Below are 22,465 nucleotides of genomic sequence, written 5' to 3'. Positions count from 1 at the left end.
ATAGAAAGACATCATTTTATTTAGGAGGACAACCATGTCATCATTCCGTAAACAGGCTGCCCTATTCAGCCTTGCTGCTGCTTTCTTGGCAACGACAACTGCTCAAGCAGATGAAGCGACGAGCTCAACTGATTCGTCAGCAACTGCTGTCACAGAGGCCGCAACTCCTGCGTCTCCCGCGACTAGCTCTGAAGCATCCACTAGCAATAACACTCCGACTGCTAGCGGAGAAGCCACTGCTACAGCAACCGAAGCGACTCCAGCAGCTCCTCAAAATAGCGCCAGTGACGCCAAAGCGACCGCTCCAGTTGAGGGGCAAGAAGTCGACGTCCGCATTCTTGCAACAACGGACCTTCATACCAACTTGGTCAACTATGACTACTACCAAGACAAACCAGCGCAAAACGTTGGTCTAGCAAAAACAGCTGTCTTGATCGAAGATGCGAAGAAAGAAAATAGCAACGTCCTCCTCGTTGATAACGGAGATACTATCCAAGGAACTCCTCTTGGTACCTACAAGGCCATCGTCAATCCCATCAAAGATGGTGAGCAACACCCGATGTATACAGCTCTTCAAAAATTGGGCTTTGATGCAGGAACCCTTGGGAACCACGAATTCAACTATGGACTAGACTACCTCAAAAAGGTCATCGCAACCGCTGGGATGCCAATCGTCAATGCCAACGTCGTAGATGCAAATACTGGCGCTTTTGTCTATGATCCCTACAAGATCATCAAAAAGACCTATACCGACAAAAACGGTCGTTCAGTCGATGTCAATATCGGGGTAACAGGAATCGTTCCTCCACAGATCCTCAGCTGGGATAAGGCCAACCTCGAAGGCAAGGTCAAGGTCAATGACTCTGTCGAAGCTATCCAAGCTATCATCCCAGAAATGCGCAAAGCCGGAGCGGACGTTGTCCTCGTCCTTTCTCACTCTGGTATCGGAGACGACAAGTACGAAAAAGGTGAAGAAAACGAAGGCTACCAAATCGCTAGCCTCCCAGGTGTTGACGCTGTCGTAACAGGTCACTCACACGCAGAATTCCCAAGTGGAAATGGAACAGGCTTCTACGAAAAATATGCTGGTGTCGACGGCGTAAACGGTAAAATCAACGGAACACCCGTGACCATGGCTGGAAAATACGGCGACCACCTCGGGGTGATCGACCTCAACCTGCGCTACACAGACGGCAAATGGTCTGTAGTCGGAAGCAAGGCTGCCATCCGCAAGATTGATACCAAATCACAAGCAGCCGACGAGCGCATTACAGCGATTGCGAAAGAAGCGCACGAAGGTACGGTCAAATATGTCCGTCAACAAGTCGGAACGACGTCTGCTCCGATTACTAGCTACTTTGCCCTTGTGAAAGACGATCCATCTGTCCAAATCGTGAACAATGCACAAATTTGGTATGCTAAGAAAGAGTTGGCAGGAACTCCTGAAGCCAACCTTCCAATCCTTTCTGCTGCGGCGCCATTTAAGGCGGGTACCCGTGGGGATGCTACTGCCTATACGGATATCCCTGCTGGACCAATCGCCATCAAGAACGTCGCTGACCTTTATCTCTATGATAATGTCACTGCCATCCTCAAGGTGACCGGTGCGCAACTCAAGGAATGGTTGGAAATGTCTGCTGGTCAATTCAACACGATCGACCCGACTAGCAAAGAGCCTCAACAGCTTGTCAACCCTAACTACCGGACCTACAACTTTGATGTCATCGACGGGGTGACTTACGAGTTTGACGTGACCCAGCCAAATAAATACGACCGCGAAGGAAAAACAGTTAACTCAGATGCTAGCCGTGTCCGCAACTTGAAATACCAAGGCAAGGAAGTCACTGCGGATCAAGAATTTATCGTTGTGACCAACAACTACCGGGCAAACGGAAAATTCCCAGGCGTTCGCGATGCTAGCCTGAACCAACTCCTTGGATTGGAAAACCGCCAAGCTATCATTAACTACATCTTGGAAGAAAAGAATATCAACCCAAGTGCAGACGGCAACTGGCGCTTTACCGACAGCATCAAGGGGGTAGATGTCCGCTTCTTAACCGCTGACAAAGCTAAGGATCTGGTTGGTAAAGACGGAGATGTTGTCTACCTTGAACCATCTAAACAAGAAGGATTTGGAGAATTCCGCTTTGTTTATGTGGAACCAAAAGTAGAACCTGAAACAAAACCAGAAGAACCAACAAAACCAGAAACAGGAAACCCTTCATTTATCTTTGTACCGAACCATCAGAAACCGGCACAAGATGAAACCATCACCCTGTCTCATAGCCAACAAACCATTACACTTCCTGCTCCAAGTCAAGAAGGAGCTCGCCCTGCAGGAGCTCGCCAAGAAACTGCTAAGCCAGTAGTTGCTTCTTCTATCAGCGAAAAAACCTTGCCTGAAACAGGAGAACGTGCTTCCATCTTAGCCCTTGTCGGTTTAGTGATGACCGGACTTGGCTTCCTTCTCCCATCTCGTAAGAAAGAAGAAAACTAATTCTTTCTTGTTCTCATAAAGAAACGCGTGAAGATCTACCTTCACGCGTTTTTCATTAATTCTGTGACAACACTCACTGCGCTAAGGGCATAGAGTGGGGCGGTTTCTGCACGGAGAATCCGAGGACCAAGTCCTGCCAAAACAGCTCCCTTGGCTTCAAAACTTTCAATTTCAGAAGGTGAAAGACCACCCTCCGGTCCAAAGATAAAGAGAACCTTGCTCCCTTTTTCAAGACCACTTACAGCTTGTACAAGAGCAGCGCTTTCACCTTCTTTGGCAGACTCTTCATAAGCCACCACGATGCGGTCAAACTGGTCCAGTTGTACAAGAAAGTCAGACTTTTTCTCAAAAAGAGTAATGCTCGGGACCAAATTTCGCTTGCTTTGCTTGGCTGCTCCAAGGGCGATTTTTTCTAGTTTTTCGACCTTTTTGACCAATTTCTTGCCATCCCATTTTGCAACGGACCAGTCTGCAGGGAAGGCCCAGATCTGGCTAGCTCCGAGTTCTGTTACTTTCTGAGTGATGAACTCCAGCTTGTCTCCTTTGGGAAAGCCTGATGCGATGGTCACTTGAATTGGCAATTCTACATTGTCAGCCAATTCTTCAATCAGCTCCAACTGACGCGCCTCTACATTGACCACGCGCGCCAAGCGCTTAATCCCATCATCAAAAACCAAAGTCACTTCATCATCTTCTTCCAAGCGCATGACCTGAAACATGTGCTTGCTGGTTTCCTTGTCCTCGATAGTGACAGGAGAGATTGCACTGCCTTTTACAAAATACTGCTGCATGCTAGCCTCCAATCACACCGGAGACATCCTTGGTCTTCTTGAAGACGCAGGCATTCCATTCCCCTTGGATCATATGAGTTTCAAGGAAAAATCCAGCCGCTTCTGCTGACTCACGGACCATGTCCCACTTTTCCTTGATAATCCCACTCATGATGAGATAACCTTCATCCTTGACCAAACGATAAGCATCGTCCGTCAGATGGATAAGGATATCCGCCAAGATGTTGGCCACGATGACGTCTGCCTCAATCTCCACACCTTTGAGCAAATCACCTGGGGCTACATGGATATTTTCCATGCCAGGATTGAGCTCAATATTTTCCTGAGCGACTCGAACCGCTACATCATCTAAGTCATAGGCAAAGATTTCCTTGGCTCCAAGAAGCGAGCTAGCAATGGAAAGGACACCTGAACCTGTCCCTACATCTAATACCGTTTCTCCACCACGAAGAACCTGCTCCAAGGCAAAGAGGCTCATCTTGGTTGTTGGGTGGGTTCCTGTCCCAAAGGCCATACCAGGATCCAGCTTGATAATCTTTTCTCCCGCCGTCGCCTCATAATCTGTCCATGACGGCACGATGGTCAAGTCATGAGTGATGCGAGCTGGTTCATAGTATTTCTTCCAATTATCAGCCCAGTCTTCCTCAGCCAAGGCAGTCGTGCCAATCTTAACCTCACCCAGATCCATAAAGTCGGTCAATTCAGCAAGACGCGCCTGCAAATCCACTTCAACCGCTGCTACATCCACCGTATCCGGATAGTAGGCCGTCACCACAATTTCTTCTTGTTGCTCGATTTCAGGGAAAATCTCACCGAAGCGGTCCACATTTCCAACATAGTCCATGCTATCTTCAATTGCAACACCCTGGGCACCTAACTCGATCAAGAGATTAGAGACCAGCTCCTCACCCTCACGCTTGACTGTAACCTTTAACTCTTGCCATGTTTCCATCATTAAGATACCAAGCCCGTAAAACACAAAGCCAAAATAGGAAACTCTCTGAAGACACTTGTATCTAAGAGAAGTTTATCTTTTTGGCATAGTGTTTAGGGCGGGTTCAGTTTAGAAATTTAACCGAACCATCCTTTCTATTTCTCTATCAATTTTTTCATGTAGACCATATCCATGCCTTCTTTTTCAGGCTCGATATGGGTTTGATGGTAGCCATTCTTCTCGTAGAACGCGACCATGCCTGCATCCTGTAACACCGTACACAAATCCCATTGTCTAACGGTTGAAAATTCCTCTTCTAGCAAGCGTAATCCTTCAGATCCATACCTTTTCCCTGATACGGAGGTAGAATCGCTGCGGTCCCCAACCAAGCTTTCGTTAACTCGGCATTAGTCTGAACTCGTAAAAATCCGATGTTTTCTTCATCTTCTTTTACAAAGTAGTAATAGCTATTGGGACGTTCGACTAGTTTCCATTTGATTCGTTCGCGGTCCTCGAGATAAGGGTCATATTCATCTTGGTATTTGTCATAAACAGCCTTAAAGCTAGCTCTTTGAATGGCAATAATAGTTTCTAAATCCTCTGCTCCCGCTCGAACAAGTGTTATCATAAACCTTCCTCCAAATAATCCCTCAATCTCCCCTGTAGCTGAGGAACTGCCTGTTTAGACTTCAAAAACTCCTCAATAGGCATCAGTTTATAGGCCTGTCCTTCATCACCAAAGGTAATATTGTCAAATTGTTCTTGTCTTAGCTGACCAACCATAAAGACCGATTGCTTGTCTTTAAAGATTACGCTAGGATAAATCTTGCTCCAAAGCAGACAGTCTTCATCTAAATGAATTCCCAATTCCTCATAAACTTCACGCGCTGCGCACTCGAAAGGGCTTTCGTTTCCTTCACGACCACCACCTGGCAACTCCCACATGTTGGGACAAGGGATATCGTCCTTGTCATCACGTAAGATAGTCAAGACCTTATCCCCACAAATCAAGGCAATCTTGCAACCTTGGAAATCCATTCTGCTATCCAATAATTCCATGATATTTACTCTTTTCTATGATAACAATTACTCTCTAGGAAAATACGAGCTAGCTTTCTTCGATTACTTTTTGGCACTCTGCATCCCAGTATGCTTGCCATCTGCCATGTTTTTTAGCAAAATAAACCGTAAACTCATCATTTACATAATCGGCAACATAGCGAAGATTAGGCGGGTTTTCCTCAAAACTTAATATCCAAGGATGGAAGTAAAAGGTTTTCTCCCACCTCTTCTGAGTATAGCCTAGATCCTTAGCATACTGAGGGATGGGTTGTTGCAACTCGCTTTCCAAATGGGACTGAATGGCATTATCAATACTATTTAAACGAGCTAATAGTTGCTGAAACTGCTCTTCCTCTTCCGTATTAAAACCAACTAGAAATTCAAATTCCGCAAAATCTTCAGGAAATTCAAGTTCTGTGATTTTCCCATCCTCAGCATAGCGTCCTTCCTCATTAACAAGGCGACGAGTTCCTGACTTCAATACTCGCTCGAAATCTAGATCCGCAAAGCGATTGCGGGGAAGAATATCAACTGACGGCTCAGTTTTAGCTGACCTTCTCCTGAAAAACTGTTTGACTTTTTCTAGCATAGTCTCCCCCTTCTCCTTGAATTTATTATTTAAAAATGTCCACTTAGAATCTTTTCTAATATCTCGGATAGGGATAAAAGGTGCTTTCTTCTAGGCCAACCTTGCCTTCTTCAAATACTTCTTGGTTCCAGATGATCTCAAAGCTCTCTGCTTCTTCGTCTGCTAAGAAATCCATGAGGTCATCCAAGGCCAACTCAGCTGTATCCCGAAGAAAAGTCGCAAAATAGGCTAGAAACTCACGAGACAAGCCTTTTTTAGGCTCATAAGGAATCGCTGTTAAATAGGCATCTTCTTCCACATGCGACTTGGCTGGATTGTAGAAGAGCACAGCTTCTTCAAAGAAAATATCCTCATCAGATTCTTCGCCAGCTTCATCAACCAGTGCAACCCCTCCCGTATTCTGTGCTTCCAAGAGGAAAGCCACTTCTACCGCATGATTCTTCTTATCCCAATTGATCTCAAAGTCAAAGGGAAAGACCTTTTCCATTTCCTCTTCTAAAACATCCAAAAACCCATATTTAGACATAGCGTCCTCTTTCTAATTTCCCACTCTTAGAGCGGAATATGATACAATAGTTACTACAATCTTACCATAAAAACCGCCTCTTTGAAAGGAGACAAAGCTAGAAAGGAGAAGGAAATGCCCGACAATCTCGCACTCCGTATGCGCCCACGGACGATCGATCAGGTCATCGGTCAAGAACACCTGGTCGGAGAAGGCAAAATCATCCGCCGCATGGTCGAAGCCAATCGTCTGTCTTCCATGATTCTCTATGGACCTCCGGGGATCGGAAAGACCAGTATTGCTTCTGCCATCGCAGGAACGACCAAGTATGCCTTTCGGACCTTTAATGCAACGGTTGACAGTAAAAAGCGCCTCCAAGAAATCGCAGAGGAAGCTAAATTTTCTGGTGGTTTGGTCCTGCTTTTGGATGAAATCCATCGCCTCGATAAAACTAAGCAAGATTTTCTCCTGCCTTTGCTCGAAAGTGGTCTGGTCATCATGATCGGTGCAACGACTGAAAATCCCTTTTTCTCTGTCACACCCGCTATTCGTAGCCGCGTACAAATCTTTGAGCTGGAACCGTTGACGACGGAGGAGGTCAAGCAAGCTCTGAAAACGGCTCTAGATGATCACGAGCGTGGCTTTGACTTTCCTGTCGTGCTTGATGAGGACGCTTTGGATTTCATCGCTACCTCGACCAATGGAGATCTTCGCTCTGCCTTTAATTCTCTCGATCTGGCGGTGTTGTCAACTTCTGAAAATGCAGAAGGGATTCGCCATATTACGCTAGAGATCATGGAAAACAGCCTCCAGCGTAGCTACATCACCATGGACAAAGATGGAGACGGCCACTACGATGTGCTCTCTGCCCTACAAAAGTCTATCCGTGGTTCGGATGTCGATGCTAGTCTCCACTACGCCGCTCGTTTGATCGAAGCCGGAGATCTACCCAGCCTCGCTCGTCGCTTGACTGTCATCGCTTATGAGGATATCGGTCTGGCCAATCCAGATGCGCAGATTCATACCGTAACAGCCCTTCAAGCCGCTGAGCGCATCGGCTTCCCTGAGGCTCGCATTCTCATCGCCAACATCGTCATCGATCTAGCCCTTTCGCCTAAGTCCAACTCAGCCTATGTTGCCATAGACAAGGCCCTGTCTGATCTGAGGACATCTGGCAACCTTCCCATTCCTCGCCACCTCCGCGATGGTCATTATGCTGGAAGCAAGGAACTGGGAAATGCACAAAACTATAAATATCCCCACAACTACCCCGGCAACTGGGTCAAGCAGGACTACCTGCCAGACAAGCTCAAACACGCGTCCTACTTTATTCCCAATGAAAACGGCAAGTACGAGCGTGCTCTCGGAGCTACCAAGGATAAGATTGATCAATTCAAGAAAAAGTGACATCGGTTTCAAAAAAATGAGATTTTTTCTTGAAATATTTCCAAAATGTGGTATCATATACATATAGAAACGCTGTGGTGTACGAACTCACACTTAAGTGTTGACCGACTATTTTTTGTATTATTAGGGAAACAAAAGACTTCTGGCAGTATGCAGGCCGTTTCACGCGGAAGCAGCTAAGTCAGAGCGAGTTGCCCACCTGCTTAATTGCGCGGGTTCAATACAAATCGTGAAGTTTCGGCACCAATACAGCTTTTTATATTTGCCTCCTTAGCTCAGTTGGTAGAGCAGTAGACTCTTAATCTATGGGTCACAGGTTCGAGCCCTGTAGGGGGCATCTAAATCAACAGGAAAAAGCCTTGATTTATAAGGCTTTTTTGCTTGTCTATAACTGATTTGCCCCATCATTTGCCCCACATTTTTTTATGAGCAATCTTTCCAAACATCTCTAATTTGATTAAATTCTTCAAAAATTTTCTCTTCTAAAGTGTGTCCATATACTTCTACTAACATTGAAATATCTCTATGCCCTAGAATTTTTGCAATAACTCCAAGGTCAAATCCTTTGTGCCAGAGGTAGCTTCCATAGGTATGACGTGCTCCTTTTGTCGTGATAATTGGATAAATATCTAATTCATTTAAAAGAACACTCAAAGCTTTATTGACACTTGCAATATCTGGTACCAAGTGAATATATCCATAATGCTGAAAAATCATTTTATACCTATTCTTGATTCCTAGCTCTTTATTAGCCTTCTCCTGTTCAATTTTTAGGACTTGTAATATCTTAATACATTCTTCGTCTATCGGTACCATCCGAATAGACGTTTTATTTTTTGGAGGGACAAATTTATGAGAAAGGGTATTAAACCTCCTATATGTTTTTAGCAGTCCTCTGTCAAAGTCAACTTCATTCCAAGTTAACGCTATTAACTCTCCAAACCTCATGCCTGTTTTTAATAGAAAATAGACAATATAAGGAACAATTGAACGTTGGTAATCAAATTTTCTCTTTACTGCTAAAAGTAAATCCAGATAGTCCTTTTCTGTATGTAAATATTTCTCTTCTGTCATCTGTTGTTCTTTGGATGAAAATAACTCGACATGTTGTGTAAAATCATCTATTAGAACTTTGTCTGCAATTGCCATTTGGATGCTCTGATGAATCCCAGTATTCAATCTACCAAGAAAATTTCTACCAACTGTTTGTCCATACTTATTCATAATTCTTTGGTATTCACTCGCACGAATTTGAGTGACTTTTTTATTTCCAAATAATCTTTCAATTGTGTTTTTACGGAGAAGATATTTTTTCTTTGTCTCTTCCGACCTACTACTCGGTAGAATTTTTAGTTCAAGCCATTCTTGATACAGATCTACAAGAGAAATATCTCTAGAAATTCTTTTTCCTAAACGAAGTTCTTGCAGAATCGGTTCAGCTTCTGACTCTGCAAGTTTTTTTGTTTTAAAACCGCTATTATGAACAACAGTTTTCCCTTCGCTACGAATTTCATAGGTCCATAAATTACTATCTCCTCGCTTTCGATAACGAACACTTGCCATATTACGCCACCTCAGTTCCTAGAATCTCATTTACAACACTTTTTGGAACAACCATCAAACGTTTGCGATTATAAAATGTATAGCCTCGTGAGACAAGTAATTCTCTTGCCTGATGAATGATATCATTCGCTGTATGAGGGCGATAGCCCATTTCAATTAATTCTTTGTTACTAATTAAATTATTGTCCATAGTTATCCTCCTTATTTATTTTCTAAAGTCAGAAACTCGCCTACAAGTAGTTGTAATTCTGCATTTAATTTAGGGAGATTCTGTATTAATACTTCTTTTAATTCTTCCGCAAATTGGTTCGTTTCTTCTCTCAATAGTTTGCGGACTCTTGTTTTTTTCTTTTTGATGCTGTCTGATTTTAAATTTGGAAAAGCTAATGATAACAGTTCAGGATTGTTGAGAAAGATAATTGTAAAGGCTCTTTGATCCACTCGAATATGATCTAGCTTATAAAACCCGAAATTATCAAGTCTACTCATAATATCTTGGACCATCTCCTCACCAATCGCTTTGGTTCTGAGTTGGAACTCTAGTCTCCACCAAAACGGATTCACATCCAAATCTAGCTTCTCTTCTCGCTTGTGAGCAATGATTTCTTTATTCTTATCATATAACCTAACTTGTACATTACTACCGCTAGAACCCCAATATTTCGTCTCTAATTCGCCCCCTCGACCATAGAAGACCTTATGTGTAACACCACCTTTAATATGTTGCAAATTAACGATTTCAGGCCTGTTGAAAATGTCAAATGCCAAATCAAAACGAGACAAACGTACCGTCAATGAATTCAATCTGGCAAAGTACATTAATTGCCTCCATACTTTCATTCCATCAAATTCTTTTAAAGTGTTAGGATTGAAATCAATCCGAATCAATTGTTCACCTCCATAAGTGGATAATTGAAAAAATATAATATTGATTGAATCATACTCATTAAGATCCTTAGCTAAAGCAAAGACATCATCTCGCACGTTATCATGTATTTCAAATGCGTCAACTCTTGTACTTATTGCCTGTTTCAGATTTTTGAAAATTCGTCTTAGGGAACCAGTGTCTGTATCCCAGATAACCGTTAATCTATCAATACTGACATCTAGTCGCTGTACTAATTCTCCTACATCACATCGTTCTTGAATGCTTCTTAAATCTTGTAAAGAAACCAACAAAATTGTCCCCCCTTCTTTTAGATTTTTTAGGTCTCAGAAACACCGTCAAATCAACGTTTGCTCGTTCCGTCGTTCTTTGGACGTTGTCCTAAGTGTACCTTTTTGCTGGCTGTTAGAATAGCCAACTTTTGCTTGGCTAGAAATTGTCTGGACGGCAGTCTTCGGGACTTCGCCTGACTTCCCGTCAGGCTCGCCCTTGTCCTTGTCCACACAATTTCTAGCTCTAAGGCTTCGAATAGTCATAAGTCATCGTCTCATCCTCAACTTCCTCCTCACTCACTGTCCCTAAACTTACGAGCTATTTTTTTGTATTATTTATAACTTATTTATAAGTTATAAATATATTTTATAAAAAATATTTTAAATAGTCAACTAAAAACTTGATTTGTAAGTTTATAGGTGATAAAATAAGTTAAAAATAAAAGAATAGGAGTTTTCCATGACCTTTATTATTCAAAATTTTGGACCCAATTTGGCACGCCTACGCATAGAAAAAGGAGTAAGTCAAACTCAACTAGCTGAAGATTTAGGAATTGGTAAACAGTCCATCTCTGATTACGAAAAACAAAAAAGCTATCCTACCTTTGCAAATTTGGATAAGATAGCAGAATATTTTAATGCAACTCCAACCCAACTATTTGGAACTAGTAAAGAGATTGAGTTAGAAAAGAGTGTTCTTGAATCTAATGAATACTCTGATAAAGTAAGTGAGATTTTAAAAGCTGTCAAATACATCGAAGATTTTCTAGAAACTGATGGACAGTACTTAGAGGATTTACTTTACTTAACAAGAGGCAACCAACTATACACAGAAGATGGAGATGAGTTGTATATTGATCCAACTTCTCAGAAAAGAACACTTCATAACCAATATGAACCTGGTTTTATTGAAGCAAGGGATAAATCTCCACTAGAACTCTTAATTGAAAATAAGGAATTGTTTGATAAATAGAAAAAGCGAGGATAACCTCGCTTCAGATTGAAGTTAAAATCTTTAGAAGACACTTTTATAAGGACTTTGTCTTCAATCTGTGAAAAGGAGTGAAAACTCCTTTTCTTTTTGTAAGTCAGACTGAAACTTCCAAATTGTTTATTTATTTTATTGACATTTTCTATAAAAATAAGTACAATAGTTTTATTAGAAAACTATACTATATAGGGGGTATTGAAATGAAATTTTCTAATCGTTTACTGCTATTCCTTGCAGGAGTTGTTTTTGTCCTTTTAGGACTTTTCCTATTTACAAACCCAGTAGCTAATCTTGTTGCTTACAGCTGGTGGATTTCATTTGGTTTACTGGTTTCTTCTATAGCAGCTATTTTAGGCTATTTCTCTGCACCAAAAGAGCTTCGCTCACCTGTTTATCTTTTCCAAGGATTTGTTAGTCTTCTCTTAGCTCTTTACCTCGTTGCTTATGGCTTTGTGACCCTGCCGGTCGTCATTCCGACCATTGTAGGAATTTGGTTAATTGTAGAAGCCATTATTGCTTTCTTTAAAGGCAATCGTCTAGGATTGATTTTCCCTATTATTGGTAGCAATATCACGTGGGTAGCCTTGCTTGAATTTTTACTAGGTCTAGTGATTCTGTTCAATCCAGTGGCTACAGGTGTCTTTGTCGTTTATGTCATTGCCTTTTCAGTTTTAGTTACTGGCTTCACCTACATTATTGAGGCCTTTCGTAAATAGTCTAGTTGCTATTTCTATCGCATTCAAAAAAGCTGGGAAATCATATTCTCAGCTTTTTTGTCTCTTTAATTATCACTTTTTCGCATTCCATTCTGCGTAGAAATTTGTTTTTCCATTTTATTCTCCAATTTGATCTCGCACTGACATTTATTTATAACAAAACTATATATCTAGAATAGCATAATCATTAGGTATTATAGGTTTTCAAACAAAATACGAGTCATTCGTTTTTGCCCCACTTTTGCCCCATTTTTAAATCCTGACATTGAAAATACCTAAAAGTATTTCCCTAAAATCAGCTATATTTCAACATTTTTGTTTATTTTCAATATGAAAAGTTCTTACAAATTCATGTCGTTATCCTGAGAATAGTTAGAATAAATTAAAATAAGGTCTTTATCTAACACGAAAGCCACATATGTTTATTTTTCATTAACTTGTGTAATGAAAAATAACTGAAAATCTTTTGCATCTTTCTGAGTCGGAAAGTCAATTATAATATTGTCCAACGCAGTACCAAACCACCTATTTGCCGACCTTTTTCTATTGCTTTTACAGATAGGAGTATTCTTCCCTTAGCCAGCCAACGGTTTATCGACTTCATCCTTGCTAATAAACACCTGCTCTGTTAAGACGGGACACTCTTATCCCAAAAAAGTTCCAAAGTCTCACCTGACTCTGGAACTTTTTGATTTCTACACTTATTGTTTGGCTTCCTGTTTTAATTGTTGCACCTGTTCCTCGTACTGGACAAGCTCCTTGTCTTTTATATTGATAGTCGCTTCTGCTTCAGCAATGCGGCTTCTCAGATCTTGAGTCTTGCTATGGTGATAGCTAATACCAATAACACTACCAGCAATGATTCCGATTACTAGACAAGTAAAAATCACCAAAATCAAGGAAGCAGATAGTTGTGTAAAGACAAGACTGACAGTTACTGTTTGACGATTGAGCAGACCAAAGCAGATCACAATGACTAATAAGATCAAACCGCCAATTAGATAAGCCTTATCTTTCAGTGACAATTCATTAAATTTTTTTAGCATAAGTTCCTTTTCTCCTGACTATGTTGATAGAAAACTACACAACATTTAGATATTAACCGAAGCCATTCTACCAGAAAAATTCGATACTGTCAATAATTATTTGATTAACACTCCGTAACTCTACTTGAGTATTTACACATAATTATTGACAGTATCCCGATTTGATCTCGCACTGACATTTATTTATAACAACACTATATATCTAGTATAGCATAATCATTAGGTATTATAGGTTTTCAAACCAAATAGGAAACCTATATGAGTCATTCGTTATTTTTGCCCCACTTTTGCCCCATTTTTAAATCCTGACATTGAAAATACCTAAAAGTATTTCCCTAAAATCAGCTATATTTCAACATTTTTGTTTATTTTCAATATGAAAAGTTCTTACAAATTCATGCAGGGGGCATCCAATAAATCAACAGGAAGCCTGATATATCAGGCTTTTTTGTTTGTCATTTTGTTTTTTGTACCAAAATTTGTACCAAAAAATTTTACATTAACAAAATAAGCGAGTCTCATCCAAAGACTCACTATTTATCTAACACTCGTTTTCATCGAAAAAACCACCGCGAGGGTGGTTCTTTTTTATCAATCGTCAAACACTCCGCCTGTGAGTTGGTACATGAGGTAAATGTGCTCCAGGACTTTAACTTTATCCATATGATCCACATCTTTAAAGCCTCCTAATGCTAGGAGCGGGACAAAACCGAAACATTGGTTATAAGACAGAGCACCATGTTTTGACACAGCTTGTCTGTATAAATCAAGTTCAAATTTTTTTGTAATATATTCGTTATCTAAATATTGAACGAATAAATCCATCCCCTTACAAATAATATCCAAATCCTGAATATTATATTGGACAATTCCCACATAGGCGTTCTTTTCCCAAGTAACAATATCTCCAAACGCTGTTACGAACATAGGAAAAGCGACATCTCCTCTGAAATAACTATCTTGGAGAAGCTCAAGATAATCATCTGGATTGATGACTTTTAGATAACCATCTAAAAAGGTTCCCAAGCCATCTTCCTGCCAAATCTGTAACAACTCAGCAGGGACTTGGTCCTTGTATTTTTCAATAACTTCTTGGGGCATATCTGCCACTTTGATAAAGTTTTCTAGCATGTTTTCCTCCGATTTGATTTTTAGCATCATTTCTCTACAACCATAGTATACCATAAACCATATGTACCAACATTTGTTAAACAACAAGAAAACCACCGCGTAGGTGGTTTATTCTTTAGATATAACTATTTGCCATTATGCTCTCTTTGGAAGGCTTTCATAGCCTTGAACTGTTCTAGTTCTTTTTCATTAGCTGGTTGCTTTCCGAGATATTTATATTCAAAAAAGTCCATTTGTTGACCTGAACTATAATCACTTTCATTCCAAGGTGCATAGTCAAATTCAGCAGATAATTTCGTGCCAATTACTTTTATAGTACAAGAAGTCCACAAAGGTTGGCCTTCTTTCTCAAAAATTTCTCTCAACTCCCAAGCTAATCTAAAGGTGCGTCTTTCTTGATTCCGAAATTCTAAATTAGGAATACCATACCGCTTTGGAATATATAGATTGTAGATATACTCATTTTTCCCCTCTTCATTAAAGAAATAATATACCTCTCCTCCATCAAAAGCTAAACTTATGTTAATAAAAAGATTATCCCATGCTACTGGTATTGTCTCATTAACACTCTGTGCAATCTCACGAATTTTTTCATTAATTTGTTTTTCCATTTTATCCTCCGATTTGTTCTCACGCCGACATTTATTTATAACAACACTATATATCTAGTATAGCATAATCATTAGGTATTATAGATTTTCAAACCAAATGCGAGTCATTCGTTTTTCCCCACTTTTGCCCCATTTTTAAATCCTGACATTGAAAATACCTAAAAGTATTTCCTAAAATCAGCTATATTTCAATATTTTTGTTTATTTTCAATATGAAAAGTTCTTACAAATTCATGTAGGGGGCATTTTTTATGCACAAAAAGAGGCTGGGACAAAAGTTCTAGCCTCTTAATTGTCTTTGGATTGTCGAGCAAGACGCAGTGGTTGAGTGGGCTCTACTACGCTGATTTCATCAGCTTTTACAGCCCTACTCAACTGTGCGGAGGTGGGACGACGAAATCGAATTCTTACGAATGACCGATTTCTGTCCACTCTCTTTTTAACTGTTCTTAGTTCCCCATTTTTCCTTTGGGTACCAATAGATAGAAAAACAGCAAATTCACTCCAAATACAGCAACAAAGAGCGTTAATTGGGTGACATCAATCGTTTGTTTCTCAGTCAAATCTTGAATCAACTTTGTATAATAATAGCCTGGGAATACCCGTTGTAGCTTGCCAACCAAGTCCATAAATCCTCCACTTGCGCCAAGCGTATCAAAGGGAATAATGGTCATGGCTGCTAAAATAATAACTGGAAAGCCAATGGTATCAATCGTCTTAGCATCTACCCTCACCCCAAGTACAAAACCAATCGCACTAAAGTAGATCCCCATCAAGGATAAGAGGAAAAATTGTACCAACAGGCTAGTCGTCACTGGAAAGTGAAAACCTAGGACAGCAACTACTAGCACCGCTAAAAAGATCAAGCTGTTCAGAATCAGTTGTACGATGCTTTGATCCCATAAATAGTTCTTGACACTATAGCTTGTAAAGCGGGATTCAAAAGAATAAAACCCGATATCTGAGGCGATTCGCTTACTAAAAGTTGCAAGGCTATTGCCAATGACCCCGATAAATACGGCAATGCCTAATAAAATACTTGGTGAAATCCCTTTTTGAAGCTGATAAAAGAAGATATACCAGCCTATGGGTAAAATAATGGTGAATAATACGAAGCGCTTATTTCGTAAAACTTGTTTTAATTGAATCTTTTTCATGCTTGTTCCCTTCCTTTATTCATCTCTTCTCGGAAATACTGCTCAATGGTTTGACCAGCCTGGTGAATGTCCTCAACAGCCTTTGTTGCAGCAATTCGACCCTCTTTTAAAATCAGGACTTTTGTAAAAAAGGCATCAATTTGGTTAAAATCATGGGTCACCACAACAGATGTAAACTCTTGCTGCTCCAGCAATTTCCAAAAATTATCCACTGCTTCCAAGTCCATGCCTGTCGTCGGCTCATCTAAAAAAATCAACTTTGGATGATTCAAAATAGTTAACAGCAAGGACAAGCGTCTCTTTTGACCACCGGAAAGACTTCCCACCATCTGCTCTCTTGATTCTCTTAATTCGACCATTTCTAAGAGTCCATTGATATCAGCCTGCTTCAACTGATTCATCCGGCTTTTTAATTCGACGAATTCAGCAACGGTTAGATCCTCGATGAGCAGATCCCCCTGTGGCATCATCCCAATTTCCCTTTGAAAATCAAGCGAAGTCTTTATCGTCCCCGAATCGGCCTGGAGCTGCCCAGCAATAATGTTGAACAGGGTGCTTTTACCTGCTCCATTGTTTCCCAGCAAGGCAATTTTGTCTCCTTCTTCTATCGAAAAAGATACCCCCTTTAATACAGCTTTCTCCTTAAATGATTTTGTAATAGATGCTAACTGAAACATATGATCTCTCTTTTCTTATTGATCTTGTGTCCATTATACTTCAAGGAGAAAACCTTGGAGGCTCTCTGTCAGAATCGGTCAAAAAATCGTCGTGAATGGTCAAAAAAGAGGCTGGGACAAAAGTCCTAGCCTCTCAATTATTTTTGGATTGTCGAGCAAGACGCAGTGGTTGAGTGCTCAAAGCACTGCTTTGAGGTGGCGGATAGATCTTGCGAAGCAAGTATCCTAAGTCTTTGTTCGCTTTTTAAGCTTCAAAGATGCCCTATGTTGACGGAAACTATGTTTCCTTTATCTGCAAACCTTCAACAGTCTCCCAGACTGTTGAAGCTGTCCCACTCTCTCTTCCATTATTCCTTCCAAAAGGTCAGGCTCTGGGTAAATCGGTAGTTTGAACTCTTGGTAGACACTGTCGTTTTGGGATACTTTTCCAGTAATTGTTGGATCTTGTACAAACCAAGACCGCGGCCATCTCCTTTACTTGAGTAGTCCTTTTCAAAAATTCTCGCCAGATCTATTTTTTCAGCTTTTGTACTATTTTCAACTATTAAGATGAGGGAGTTTTCCTCCTGAAGCATGGCAAGAGTCAGCTGTGGGTCATCTGATTCAAGACTCGCTTCAATAGCATTGTCACAAAGGATGGATAAGAAGGTGATGAAATCTAAAACCTCGATGAATAAATCACGAACAGGTTCATCGATCTCGACAGAGATCCCAATCCCTTTGTTTTGAGCCTCCAATAATTTTGCGGACAGAACACTTTTTACAGCTGGATTTTCGATGTGACTGAGTTTGGCAATATCAAACTTGCTATCGTAAAATTGTTGGCCACTCTCTCGAAGAACGTTCTCATAGACTTCCCTGATCCCCTTGAGATCTTCATGCTCAATACTTAACTTGAGACTGGTTAAAATATTCAGGTAATCATGACGAAAGGCACGAATCTCCCCATAGAGCATTTCGACGTGTTGACTATAGGTGGCTAACTCCTGCAGTTGCCTATCTTTTTTCTCTAGAATCTCTTGTTTCAATCGTTCTTTGGACACTGCATTGAAATACAAGAGCATCACAAAAAACAAAATCAGATAAATACTATTTAACTGTTCCCGTAGAGCATCTGCATGCGGAATAGCATCCGCAAAAACCACCAGACCTACAACACTGACCAAATACACAAACATGGAAAGATCCATTGGGAGTAAGAAACGATTAAAATACTGCCGTTGAAACCCTACTTTTAAATCTGTAAAATCTAGTTTTAACAATTTAGTGAGCCCTAAATAGACAGGAAAGACCAGCAATTCAAGTAGAGCATCATACCAGCTGACAGATGCCTCATGAACAAGTACAATCCCTAGCATTGGAAAGACATAAAAGGCTAAGAGACGCCCAATGAGACTCTCCATGACAACCGGGTAGAGCCCGTAAAAAATGTTTAAAAGGTGTCGTATGTTACGATTTCGATAGAAACTATAGGCAATAAATACTAAGAAATAGCCAAAAAAGCCTACCGGTGGCACAAGGGTAAAGACGATTGCAAAGAAGAAGGGGCACAAAAAGAGCCAACGTAAGGCGAACTCTTGTCTACTGATATGACGATAGATCAGCATGCTGACGAAGAACTTTAAGTAAGACATGAGAATATCTAACAGCAATTTCTTCTCCCTTCTATTTTTTCAAAGCTTCTAGTAAGCCTCTATACTTGGTCCGTGAGATCAAGCAATTGTCCCCATTTTCAAAAAAAGCTTTCTTGTCTTCTTTATCAATCTTCGTAATATTTTGTGGATTCACCACAAAGGAGCGGTGGCACCGATACAAGCGGGGATCTGCTTTTTCGATATCGGTAATACTGGCGTAAAATTCTAATCGCTCATCCTTGGTGTGTAAAATAACCTTGTGAATGGTTGGAGACGTTTCAACATACAAAATCTTATTAAAGGGAACTTGTACACGCGCCATCGCACTCTCAAATGTAAAAGCATCTTGCGCAATCGTGGTCCCAGCTTGCTCCAAGGTATAGTCGATGGCCGAGTCGATTCTTTTTCTGAACTCTTCTTCGCTCAGCGTTTTATCAATAAAATCCAAGGCGGCTACTTTGTACTGAAAGGTAATGGGCATGAATTCAGAGTGAGTGGTGACAAAGACAATGGTCGCATGGGGGTCTTTCTTACGAATCTCTTTTGCGATCTCTAGACCCTTTTTCTCCTCACCTTTAATCTCGATATCTAAAAAGAATAGGTGATGAGCGCCTCTCTCTGTGATAGCATCTAACAACTGGCTTGATTTTCCAAACACTTCTGGCGCTTTGCATTGCAAGGATTTCTGAGTAATCAGTTCCTGCAAGACCGCTTCGATTCGTGATTGCTGGATCCACTCATCTTCTAACACAAAAATCTTCAACAAAGTCTTCACTCCTTCCCCTCGACGAATATGTTCTATTTTACCATAAATAATAGCTGCTGAGCCACTCTTTCAAAGGAGACTCAAAAGGCATTCTATCTTTTTCTCCTTAACAAGAAAAAACTCTCCCGGAGGAATCCGGAAGAGCTTGCGCAAGGGGAATTTGAAAAATATTTTTTTAATATGAAAAAGGTCGATAAAATCTACACTATGTTCAAACTCTCATTTTACTAACAGCGATATTACGATCAAGTTTTATTGTCAATAGACATGTATGTGGGAAGTTCTCCCCTTGCAACAATGTAGACCTGTGATCTACTCTTAATAGTATACACTAGAATTATTACAAAATCAGTTAATTTGTATTGCAATTTGTTGGCAAATACTTCTCCACCAAAAAATACCGAAAACGCTTAATTCCCAAGTGTTTACACAAATCCTCTTTAACTAGTATTTATCATTTCTGTTACAAAATTTAAAATAAAAATATTATTCCATGACAAATGAAATTCCCAAAGTACGATAAAAAGGGAGGAACGATACTTTCCTCCCTTTGAGCTAGTAAGATGATTAGGTAGACCGCAACATAGCGGCTGGCGTCAAATGATGAGAGGCAAAGCCTCAATCATGTACCGGTTACGACAGAAAATAAAGAAGGCCGATCTTGCCTTCTTTATTTTACATAGGTTACGACGTGAAAAGGGAGGAACGATACTTTCCTCCCTTTGAGCTAGTAAGATGATTAGGTAGACCGCAATATAGCGGCTACCGTCCAATGATTCGGTGCTTTAGCACCAATCATTGGTATCAGGTTACATCATTCCCCCCATCATGCCTGGATCCATTCCTGGTCCTGCTGGGACTGCTGTTTCTGGTTTGTTCGCTACGACTGCTTCGGTTGTCAAAATGAGGCTGGCAACAGAAGCTGCATTTTGAAGGGCTGAACGACTGACTTTAACAGGGTCGATGATTCCTGCATCAATCATATTTACCCATTCACCTGTCGCAGCATTGAAACCTGTTCCGACTTCTGCATGTTTCAAGCGATCAATCACAATAGATCCTTCATAACCAGCATTGTGAGCAATTTGGCGTACTGGCTCTTCCAAGGCACGAAGAACGATATTGCGTCCTGTCGCTTCATCTCCTTCCAATTCAAGGCCTGCGACTGCAGAGATAACATTGACAAGAGCTGTACCACCTCCGGCAACGATCCCTTCTTCAACAGCTGCACGAGTCGCATTGAGGGCATCTTCGATACGGAGTTTCATTTCTTTCAATTCTGTTTCTGTTGCAGCACCGACCTTGATAACTGCTACCCCGCCTGATAATTTAGCCAAGCGTTCTTGCATTTTTTCACGGTCAAACTCAGACGTAGATGTCTCAATTTGTGACTTGATGATAGCAATACGGTTGGCAATTGTTTCTGGGTTACCAGCCCCTTCTACAATAACGGTAGTGTCCTTGTCTACTGTTACCTTCGCTGCTTGACCAAGGGCTTCAATGGTTGCATCTTTCAATTCCAAACCAAGATCATCTGTAATGACTGTACCACCTGTCAAGATGGCGATATCTTCTAGCATAGCTTTACGACGATCTCCAAATCCAGGAGCTTTAACAGCTACAACATTAAAGGTACCGCGGATCTTGTTCAAGACGAGTGTTGGAAGTGCTTCCCCATCTACGTCATCTGCAATGATCAAGAGCGGACGGTTGCTTTGAAGAATGCTTTCCAACAATGGCAAGATTTCTTGGATATTTGAGATCTTCTTGTCCGTAATCAAAATGTATGGATTTTCAAGGTCGGCTACCATTTTTTCATTGTCAGTAACCATGTATTGTGAGAGGTAACCACGGTCAAACTGCATTCCTTCAACCACTTCCAGTTCTGTTTCCATTCCACGAGACTCTTCAATGGTGATAACCCCATCTTTGCCAACCTTTTCCATGGCTTCAGAGATGTACTCACCGACTTTTTCAGAACGCGAAGACACGGCAGCTACTTGAGCAATGGCTTCCTTGCTCGATACTGGAATCGCAGTATTTTTCAAAGCTTCTACTGCTGTTGCAACAGCAGTCTCAATCCCACGACGGATACCGATTGGATTCGCCCCTGCTGTAACGTTCTTGATCCCTTCACGGACGATAGCTTGGGTCAAGACTGTTGCAGTTGTTGTACCGTCACCTGCGATATCATTGGTCTTAGAAGCAACTTCTGATACCAATTTGGCACCCATATTTTCGAAATGGTCTTCCAATTCGATTTCTTTGGCGATGGTCACACCGTCATTTGTGATCAATGGAGAACCAAATGATTTTTCAAGAACCACATTGCGTCCTTTAGGGCCCAAAGTAACTTTCACTGTATCTGCTAAGACATCGACACCACGGACCATTGCAGAACGTGCATCTGATGAAAATTTAATATCTTTTGCCATTTTTTTACCTCTCTTCTCTTAGTCTACAATTGCTAGAATACTTGAAGTTCCGACGATGATGTAGTTTTCGTCCCCATCTTTAACTTCAATCCCTGCATGGCTTTCCACCAAGACCTGATCTCCTGCTTTTACAGCTGGGGTGATGAGTTCACCACTAAGGGTACGCACACCTTCACCAACTGCTACTACTTCAGCTGTTTTTGTATCGGCCTTGCTCGCACCAGCGAGAACAAAACCTCCAACAGTCTGTTCTTTTTCTTCTACTTTTAAGACCACACGGTCTCCTAATGGTTTTAACATGTTCATTCCTCCATACGCGTTTTTAGCACTCTCTATGCGCAAGTGCTAACTTATGTTTCTATTGTATCACTTGGTCAGAAATAGTCAAGAAAAAAACACCTCAAAAATAGATGAGATGTTTCTAAAATTTCAATTTAAAATTGTCAATTTTTGATTGAAATCATCGATCACTTTTTGAAGATTGATCCGCCCGCGGTAGATGCCATATCCAAAAACAATCATGCCTAAAATTCCAACCAAGGCTAGTAAAATCCCTAGGATCAAGAGTGGGAGGAAACTTTTGTGAAAGAGATAGATCAAGACCACACCAATACTGGCAATGATAAAGAGTAAGCTAAACCAACGACCAAGGTTTTCAAGCATGTGACGTTGGTACTTGATTTCTGTTTCATATCCATTGACAAGTTCTTGTTTTGTAACCATGGGATTCCTCCTGATAAAAATTGAGAATGAAGTGCAAGTAAAGGAGGTCCATTCACTTCATTCTCAAAAACT

General features: G+C 40.8%; 22 protein-coding genes, 1 tRNA gene, 1 other RNA gene and 1 pseudogene. 6 read left to right on the top strand and 19 right to left on the bottom strand.

Annotated elements, in window-relative coordinates:
- The first annotated feature begins 34 nt into the window (after positions 1–34).
- Entirely contained in the window at positions 35–2,497 is a 2,463-nt protein-coding gene (locus HMPREF9186_RS07530; RefSeq protein ID WP_009732111.1) for a bifunctional 2',3'-cyclic-nucleotide 2'-phosphodiesterase/3'-nucleotidase, read from the top strand.
- Between the two features lie 41 nt (positions 2,498–2,538).
- Here HMPREF9186_RS07530 and HMPREF9186_RS07525 read toward each other — a convergent pair whose 3' ends face one another.
- The 6 genes and pseudogenes from HMPREF9186_RS07525 to HMPREF9186_RS07500 form a co-directional block, all read right to left on the bottom strand.
- Positions 2,539–3,288, bottom strand: a complete 750-nt coding sequence (locus tag HMPREF9186_RS07525; RefSeq protein WP_009732110.1) for a 16S rRNA (uracil(1498)-N(3))-methyltransferase — start codon at positions 3,286–3,288, stop codon at positions 2,539–2,541.
- A 1-nt stretch (position 3,289) separates the two neighbouring features.
- Positions 3,290–4,240, bottom strand: coding sequence for a 50S ribosomal protein L11 methyltransferase (prmA, locus tag HMPREF9186_RS07520; RefSeq protein ID WP_156801320.1), 951 nt, complete (start codon positions 4,238–4,240; stop codon positions 3,290–3,292).
- A 137-nt stretch (positions 4,241–4,377) separates the two neighbouring features.
- Positions 4,378–4,850: pseudogene (locus HMPREF9186_RS07515) on the bottom strand (GNAT family N-acetyltransferase).
- On the bottom strand, positions 4,847–5,281 hold the full coding sequence (locus tag HMPREF9186_RS07510; RefSeq protein ID WP_009732107.1) for an NUDIX hydrolase: 435 nt from the start codon (positions 5,279–5,281) through the stop codon (positions 4,847–4,849). Before HMPREF9186_RS07510 ends, HMPREF9186_RS07515 begins: the two are co-directional and overlap by 4 nt.
- A gap of 49 nt (positions 5,282–5,330) precedes the next feature.
- The gene (locus tag HMPREF9186_RS07505) at positions 5,331–5,873 is read right to left on the bottom strand and encodes a hypothetical protein (RefSeq protein ID WP_009732106.1); all 543 of its coding nucleotides are present in this window, start codon (positions 5,871–5,873) and stop codon (positions 5,331–5,333) included.
- 55 nt (positions 5,874–5,928) lie between these two features.
- A complete protein-coding gene (locus HMPREF9186_RS07500) occupies positions 5,929–6,399 on the bottom strand; it encodes a DUF3013 family protein (protein WP_009732105.1) in 471 nt (156 codons plus the stop codon).
- A 114-nt stretch (positions 6,400–6,513) separates the two neighbouring features.
- Between HMPREF9186_RS07500 and HMPREF9186_RS07495 the strand changes: the two genes are divergently transcribed.
- The 3 genes from HMPREF9186_RS07495 (at position 6,514) to HMPREF9186_RS07490 (ending at position 8,122) form a co-directional block, all read left to right on the top strand.
- Positions 6,514–7,785 carry a replication-associated recombination protein A gene (locus HMPREF9186_RS07495; protein WP_009732104.1) on the top strand — a complete coding sequence of 424 codons (1,272 nt, stop codon included), beginning with the start codon at positions 6,514–6,516 and terminating at the stop codon, positions 7,783–7,785.
- 66 nt (positions 7,786–7,851) lie between these two features.
- Positions 7,852–8,044: non-coding RNA, 6S RNA (ssrS, locus tag HMPREF9186_RS11205), on the top strand.
- A 5-nt stretch (positions 8,045–8,049) separates the two neighbouring features.
- Positions 8,050–8,122: transfer RNA gene (locus tag HMPREF9186_RS07490), tRNA-Lys, on the top strand.
- A gap of 86 nt (positions 8,123–8,208) precedes the next feature.
- Here HMPREF9186_RS07490 and HMPREF9186_RS07485 read toward each other — a convergent pair.
- From HMPREF9186_RS07485 to HMPREF9186_RS07475, 3 genes are read right to left on the bottom strand one after another with little or no spacing between them, the layout of a single operon-like run.
- Entirely contained in the window at positions 8,209–9,348 is a 1,140-nt protein-coding gene (locus tag HMPREF9186_RS07485) for a site-specific integrase (protein WP_002911106.1), read from the bottom strand.
- Between the two features lies 1 nt (position 9,349).
- A complete protein-coding gene (locus HMPREF9186_RS07480; protein WP_000369785.1) occupies positions 9,350–9,538 on the bottom strand; it encodes a DUF3173 domain-containing protein in 189 nt (62 codons plus the stop codon).
- A gap of 11 nt (positions 9,539–9,549) precedes the next feature.
- Positions 9,550–10,527: a hypothetical protein gene (locus HMPREF9186_RS07475; protein WP_009732103.1), complete on the bottom strand. Its 978-nt coding sequence runs from the start codon at positions 10,525–10,527 to the stop codon at positions 9,550–9,552.
- Between the two features lie 439 nt (positions 10,528–10,966).
- Between HMPREF9186_RS07475 and HMPREF9186_RS07465 the strand changes: the two genes are divergently transcribed.
- Entirely contained in the window at positions 10,967–11,479 is a 513-nt protein-coding gene (locus tag HMPREF9186_RS07465) for a helix-turn-helix domain-containing protein (protein ID WP_003013606.1), read from the top strand.
- Positions 11,480–11,697: 218 nt separating this feature from the next.
- Positions 11,698–12,213, top strand: coding sequence for a DUF308 domain-containing protein (locus HMPREF9186_RS07460; RefSeq protein ID WP_009732102.1), 516 nt, complete (start codon positions 11,698–11,700; stop codon positions 12,211–12,213).
- 701 nt (positions 12,214–12,914) lie between these two features.
- On the opposite strand, the gene HMPREF9186_RS07455 is transcribed toward HMPREF9186_RS07460, so the two are convergent.
- From HMPREF9186_RS07455 to HMPREF9186_RS07410, 10 genes are all read right to left on the bottom strand, one after another.
- Entirely contained in the window at positions 12,915–13,259 is a 345-nt protein-coding gene (locus HMPREF9186_RS07455) for a lipopolysaccharide assembly protein LapA domain-containing protein (RefSeq protein ID WP_004250751.1), read from the bottom strand.
- 591 nt (positions 13,260–13,850) lie between these two features.
- Positions 13,851–14,390 carry a T6SS immunity protein Tdi1 domain-containing protein gene (locus HMPREF9186_RS07450; protein ID WP_009732101.1) on the bottom strand — a complete coding sequence of 180 codons (540 nt, stop codon included), beginning with the start codon at positions 14,388–14,390 and terminating at the stop codon, positions 13,851–13,853.
- A gap of 125 nt (positions 14,391–14,515) precedes the next feature.
- Positions 14,516–15,001, bottom strand: coding sequence for an immunity protein YezG family protein (locus HMPREF9186_RS07445; protein ID WP_009732100.1), 486 nt, complete (start codon positions 14,999–15,001; stop codon positions 14,516–14,518).
- Between the two features lie 449 nt (positions 15,002–15,450).
- Positions 15,451–16,158: a hypothetical protein gene (locus HMPREF9186_RS07440; protein ID WP_009732099.1), complete on the bottom strand. Its 708-nt coding sequence runs from the start codon at positions 16,156–16,158 to the stop codon at positions 15,451–15,453.
- Complete coding sequence (locus tag HMPREF9186_RS07435; protein ID WP_009732098.1) at positions 16,155–16,835, bottom strand: ABC transporter ATP-binding protein; 681 nt, start codon at positions 16,833–16,835, stop codon at positions 16,155–16,157. Before HMPREF9186_RS07435 ends, HMPREF9186_RS07440 begins: the two co-directional genes overlap by 4 nt.
- A 347-nt stretch (positions 16,836–17,182) precedes the next feature.
- The gene (locus tag HMPREF9186_RS07430; protein ID WP_009732097.1) at positions 17,183–18,487 is read right to left on the bottom strand and encodes a sensor histidine kinase; all 1,305 of its coding nucleotides are present in this window, start codon (positions 18,485–18,487) and stop codon (positions 17,183–17,185) included.
- A gap of 13 nt (positions 18,488–18,500) precedes the next feature.
- A complete protein-coding gene (locus tag HMPREF9186_RS07425; protein WP_009732096.1) occupies positions 18,501–19,235 on the bottom strand; it encodes a response regulator transcription factor in 735 nt (244 codons plus the stop codon).
- Between the two features lie 809 nt (positions 19,236–20,044).
- Positions 20,045–21,670, bottom strand: coding sequence for a chaperonin GroEL (groL, locus tag HMPREF9186_RS07420; protein ID WP_009732095.1), 1,626 nt, complete (start codon positions 21,668–21,670; stop codon positions 20,045–20,047).
- An 18-nt stretch (positions 21,671–21,688) separates the two neighbouring features.
- Complete coding sequence (gene groES / locus HMPREF9186_RS07415) at positions 21,689–21,970, bottom strand: co-chaperone GroES (RefSeq protein WP_009732094.1); 282 nt, start codon at positions 21,968–21,970, stop codon at positions 21,689–21,691.
- Positions 21,971–22,099: 129 nt separating this feature from the next.
- Positions 22,100–22,393: a hypothetical protein gene (locus HMPREF9186_RS07410; protein ID WP_003004348.1), complete on the bottom strand. Its 294-nt coding sequence runs from the start codon at positions 22,391–22,393 to the stop codon at positions 22,100–22,102.
- Positions 22,394–22,465 lie beyond the last annotated feature (72 nt).

Origin of the sequence: Streptococcus sp. F0442, assembly GCF_000314795.2 — a bacterium.
GTDB lineage: Bacteria > Bacillota > Bacilli > Lactobacillales > Streptococcaceae > Streptococcus.
Note: the sequence above shows the minus strand (reverse complement) of the source record. Positions and strands in the feature narration are given on the sequence as shown.

What these genes read in the sequence shown, in the direction of transcription:
- HMPREF9186_RS07530 (WP_009732111.1), top strand. Translation starts at nt 35, where the DNA reads ATGTCATCATTCCGTAAACAGGCTGCCCTATTCAGCCTTGCTGCTGCT.
- HMPREF9186_RS07525 (WP_009732110.1), bottom strand. Translation starts at nt 3,288, where the DNA reads ATGCAGCAGTATTTTGTAAAAGGCAGTGCAATCTCTCCTGTCACTATC.
- prmA (WP_156801320.1), bottom strand. Translation starts at nt 4,240, where the DNA reads ATGGAAACATGGCAAGAGTTAAAGGTTACAGTCAAGCGTGAGGGTGAG.
- HMPREF9186_RS07510 (WP_009732107.1), bottom strand. Translation starts at nt 5,281, where the DNA reads ATGGAATTATTGGATAGCAGAATGGATTTCCAAGGTTGCAAGATTGCC.
- HMPREF9186_RS07505 (WP_009732106.1), bottom strand. Translation starts at nt 5,873, where the DNA reads ATGCTAGAAAAAGTCAAACAGTTTTTCAGGAGAAGGTCAGCTAAAACT.
- HMPREF9186_RS07500 (WP_009732105.1), bottom strand. Translation starts at nt 6,399, where the DNA reads ATGTCTAAATATGGGTTTTTGGATGTTTTAGAAGAGGAAATGGAAAAG.
- HMPREF9186_RS07495 (WP_009732104.1), top strand. Translation starts at nt 6,514, where the DNA reads ATGCCCGACAATCTCGCACTCCGTATGCGCCCACGGACGATCGATCAG.
- HMPREF9186_RS07485 (WP_002911106.1), bottom strand. Translation starts at nt 9,348, where the DNA reads ATGGCAAGTGTTCGTTATCGAAAGCGAGGAGATAGTAATTTATGGACC.
- HMPREF9186_RS07480 (WP_000369785.1), bottom strand. Translation starts at nt 9,538, where the DNA reads ATGGACAATAATTTAATTAGTAACAAAGAATTAATTGAAATGGGCTAT.
- HMPREF9186_RS07465 (WP_003013606.1), top strand. Translation starts at nt 10,967, where the DNA reads ATGACCTTTATTATTCAAAATTTTGGACCCAATTTGGCACGCCTACGC.
- HMPREF9186_RS07460 (WP_009732102.1), top strand. Translation starts at nt 11,698, where the DNA reads ATGAAATTTTCTAATCGTTTACTGCTATTCCTTGCAGGAGTTGTTTTT.
- HMPREF9186_RS07455 (WP_004250751.1), bottom strand. Translation starts at nt 13,259, where the DNA reads ATGCTAAAAAAATTTAATGAATTGTCACTGAAAGATAAGGCTTATCTA.
- HMPREF9186_RS07450 (WP_009732101.1), bottom strand. Translation starts at nt 14,390, where the DNA reads ATGCTAGAAAACTTTATCAAAGTGGCAGATATGCCCCAAGAAGTTATT.
- HMPREF9186_RS07445 (WP_009732100.1), bottom strand. Translation starts at nt 15,001, where the DNA reads ATGGAAAAACAAATTAATGAAAAAATTCGTGAGATTGCACAGAGTGTT.
- HMPREF9186_RS07440 (WP_009732099.1), bottom strand. Translation starts at nt 16,158, where the DNA reads ATGAAAAAGATTCAATTAAAACAAGTTTTACGAAATAAGCGCTTCGTA.
- HMPREF9186_RS07435 (WP_009732098.1), bottom strand. Translation starts at nt 16,835, where the DNA reads ATGTTTCAGTTAGCATCTATTACAAAATCATTTAAGGAGAAAGCTGTA.
- groL (WP_009732095.1), bottom strand. Translation starts at nt 21,670, where the DNA reads ATGGCAAAAGATATTAAATTTTCATCAGATGCACGTTCTGCAATGGTC.
- groES (WP_009732094.1), bottom strand. Translation starts at nt 21,970, where the DNA reads ATGTTAAAACCATTAGGAGACCGTGTGGTCTTAAAAGTAGAAGAAAAA.
- HMPREF9186_RS07410 (WP_003004348.1), bottom strand. Translation starts at nt 22,393, where the DNA reads ATGGTTACAAAACAAGAACTTGTCAATGGATATGAAACAGAAATCAAG.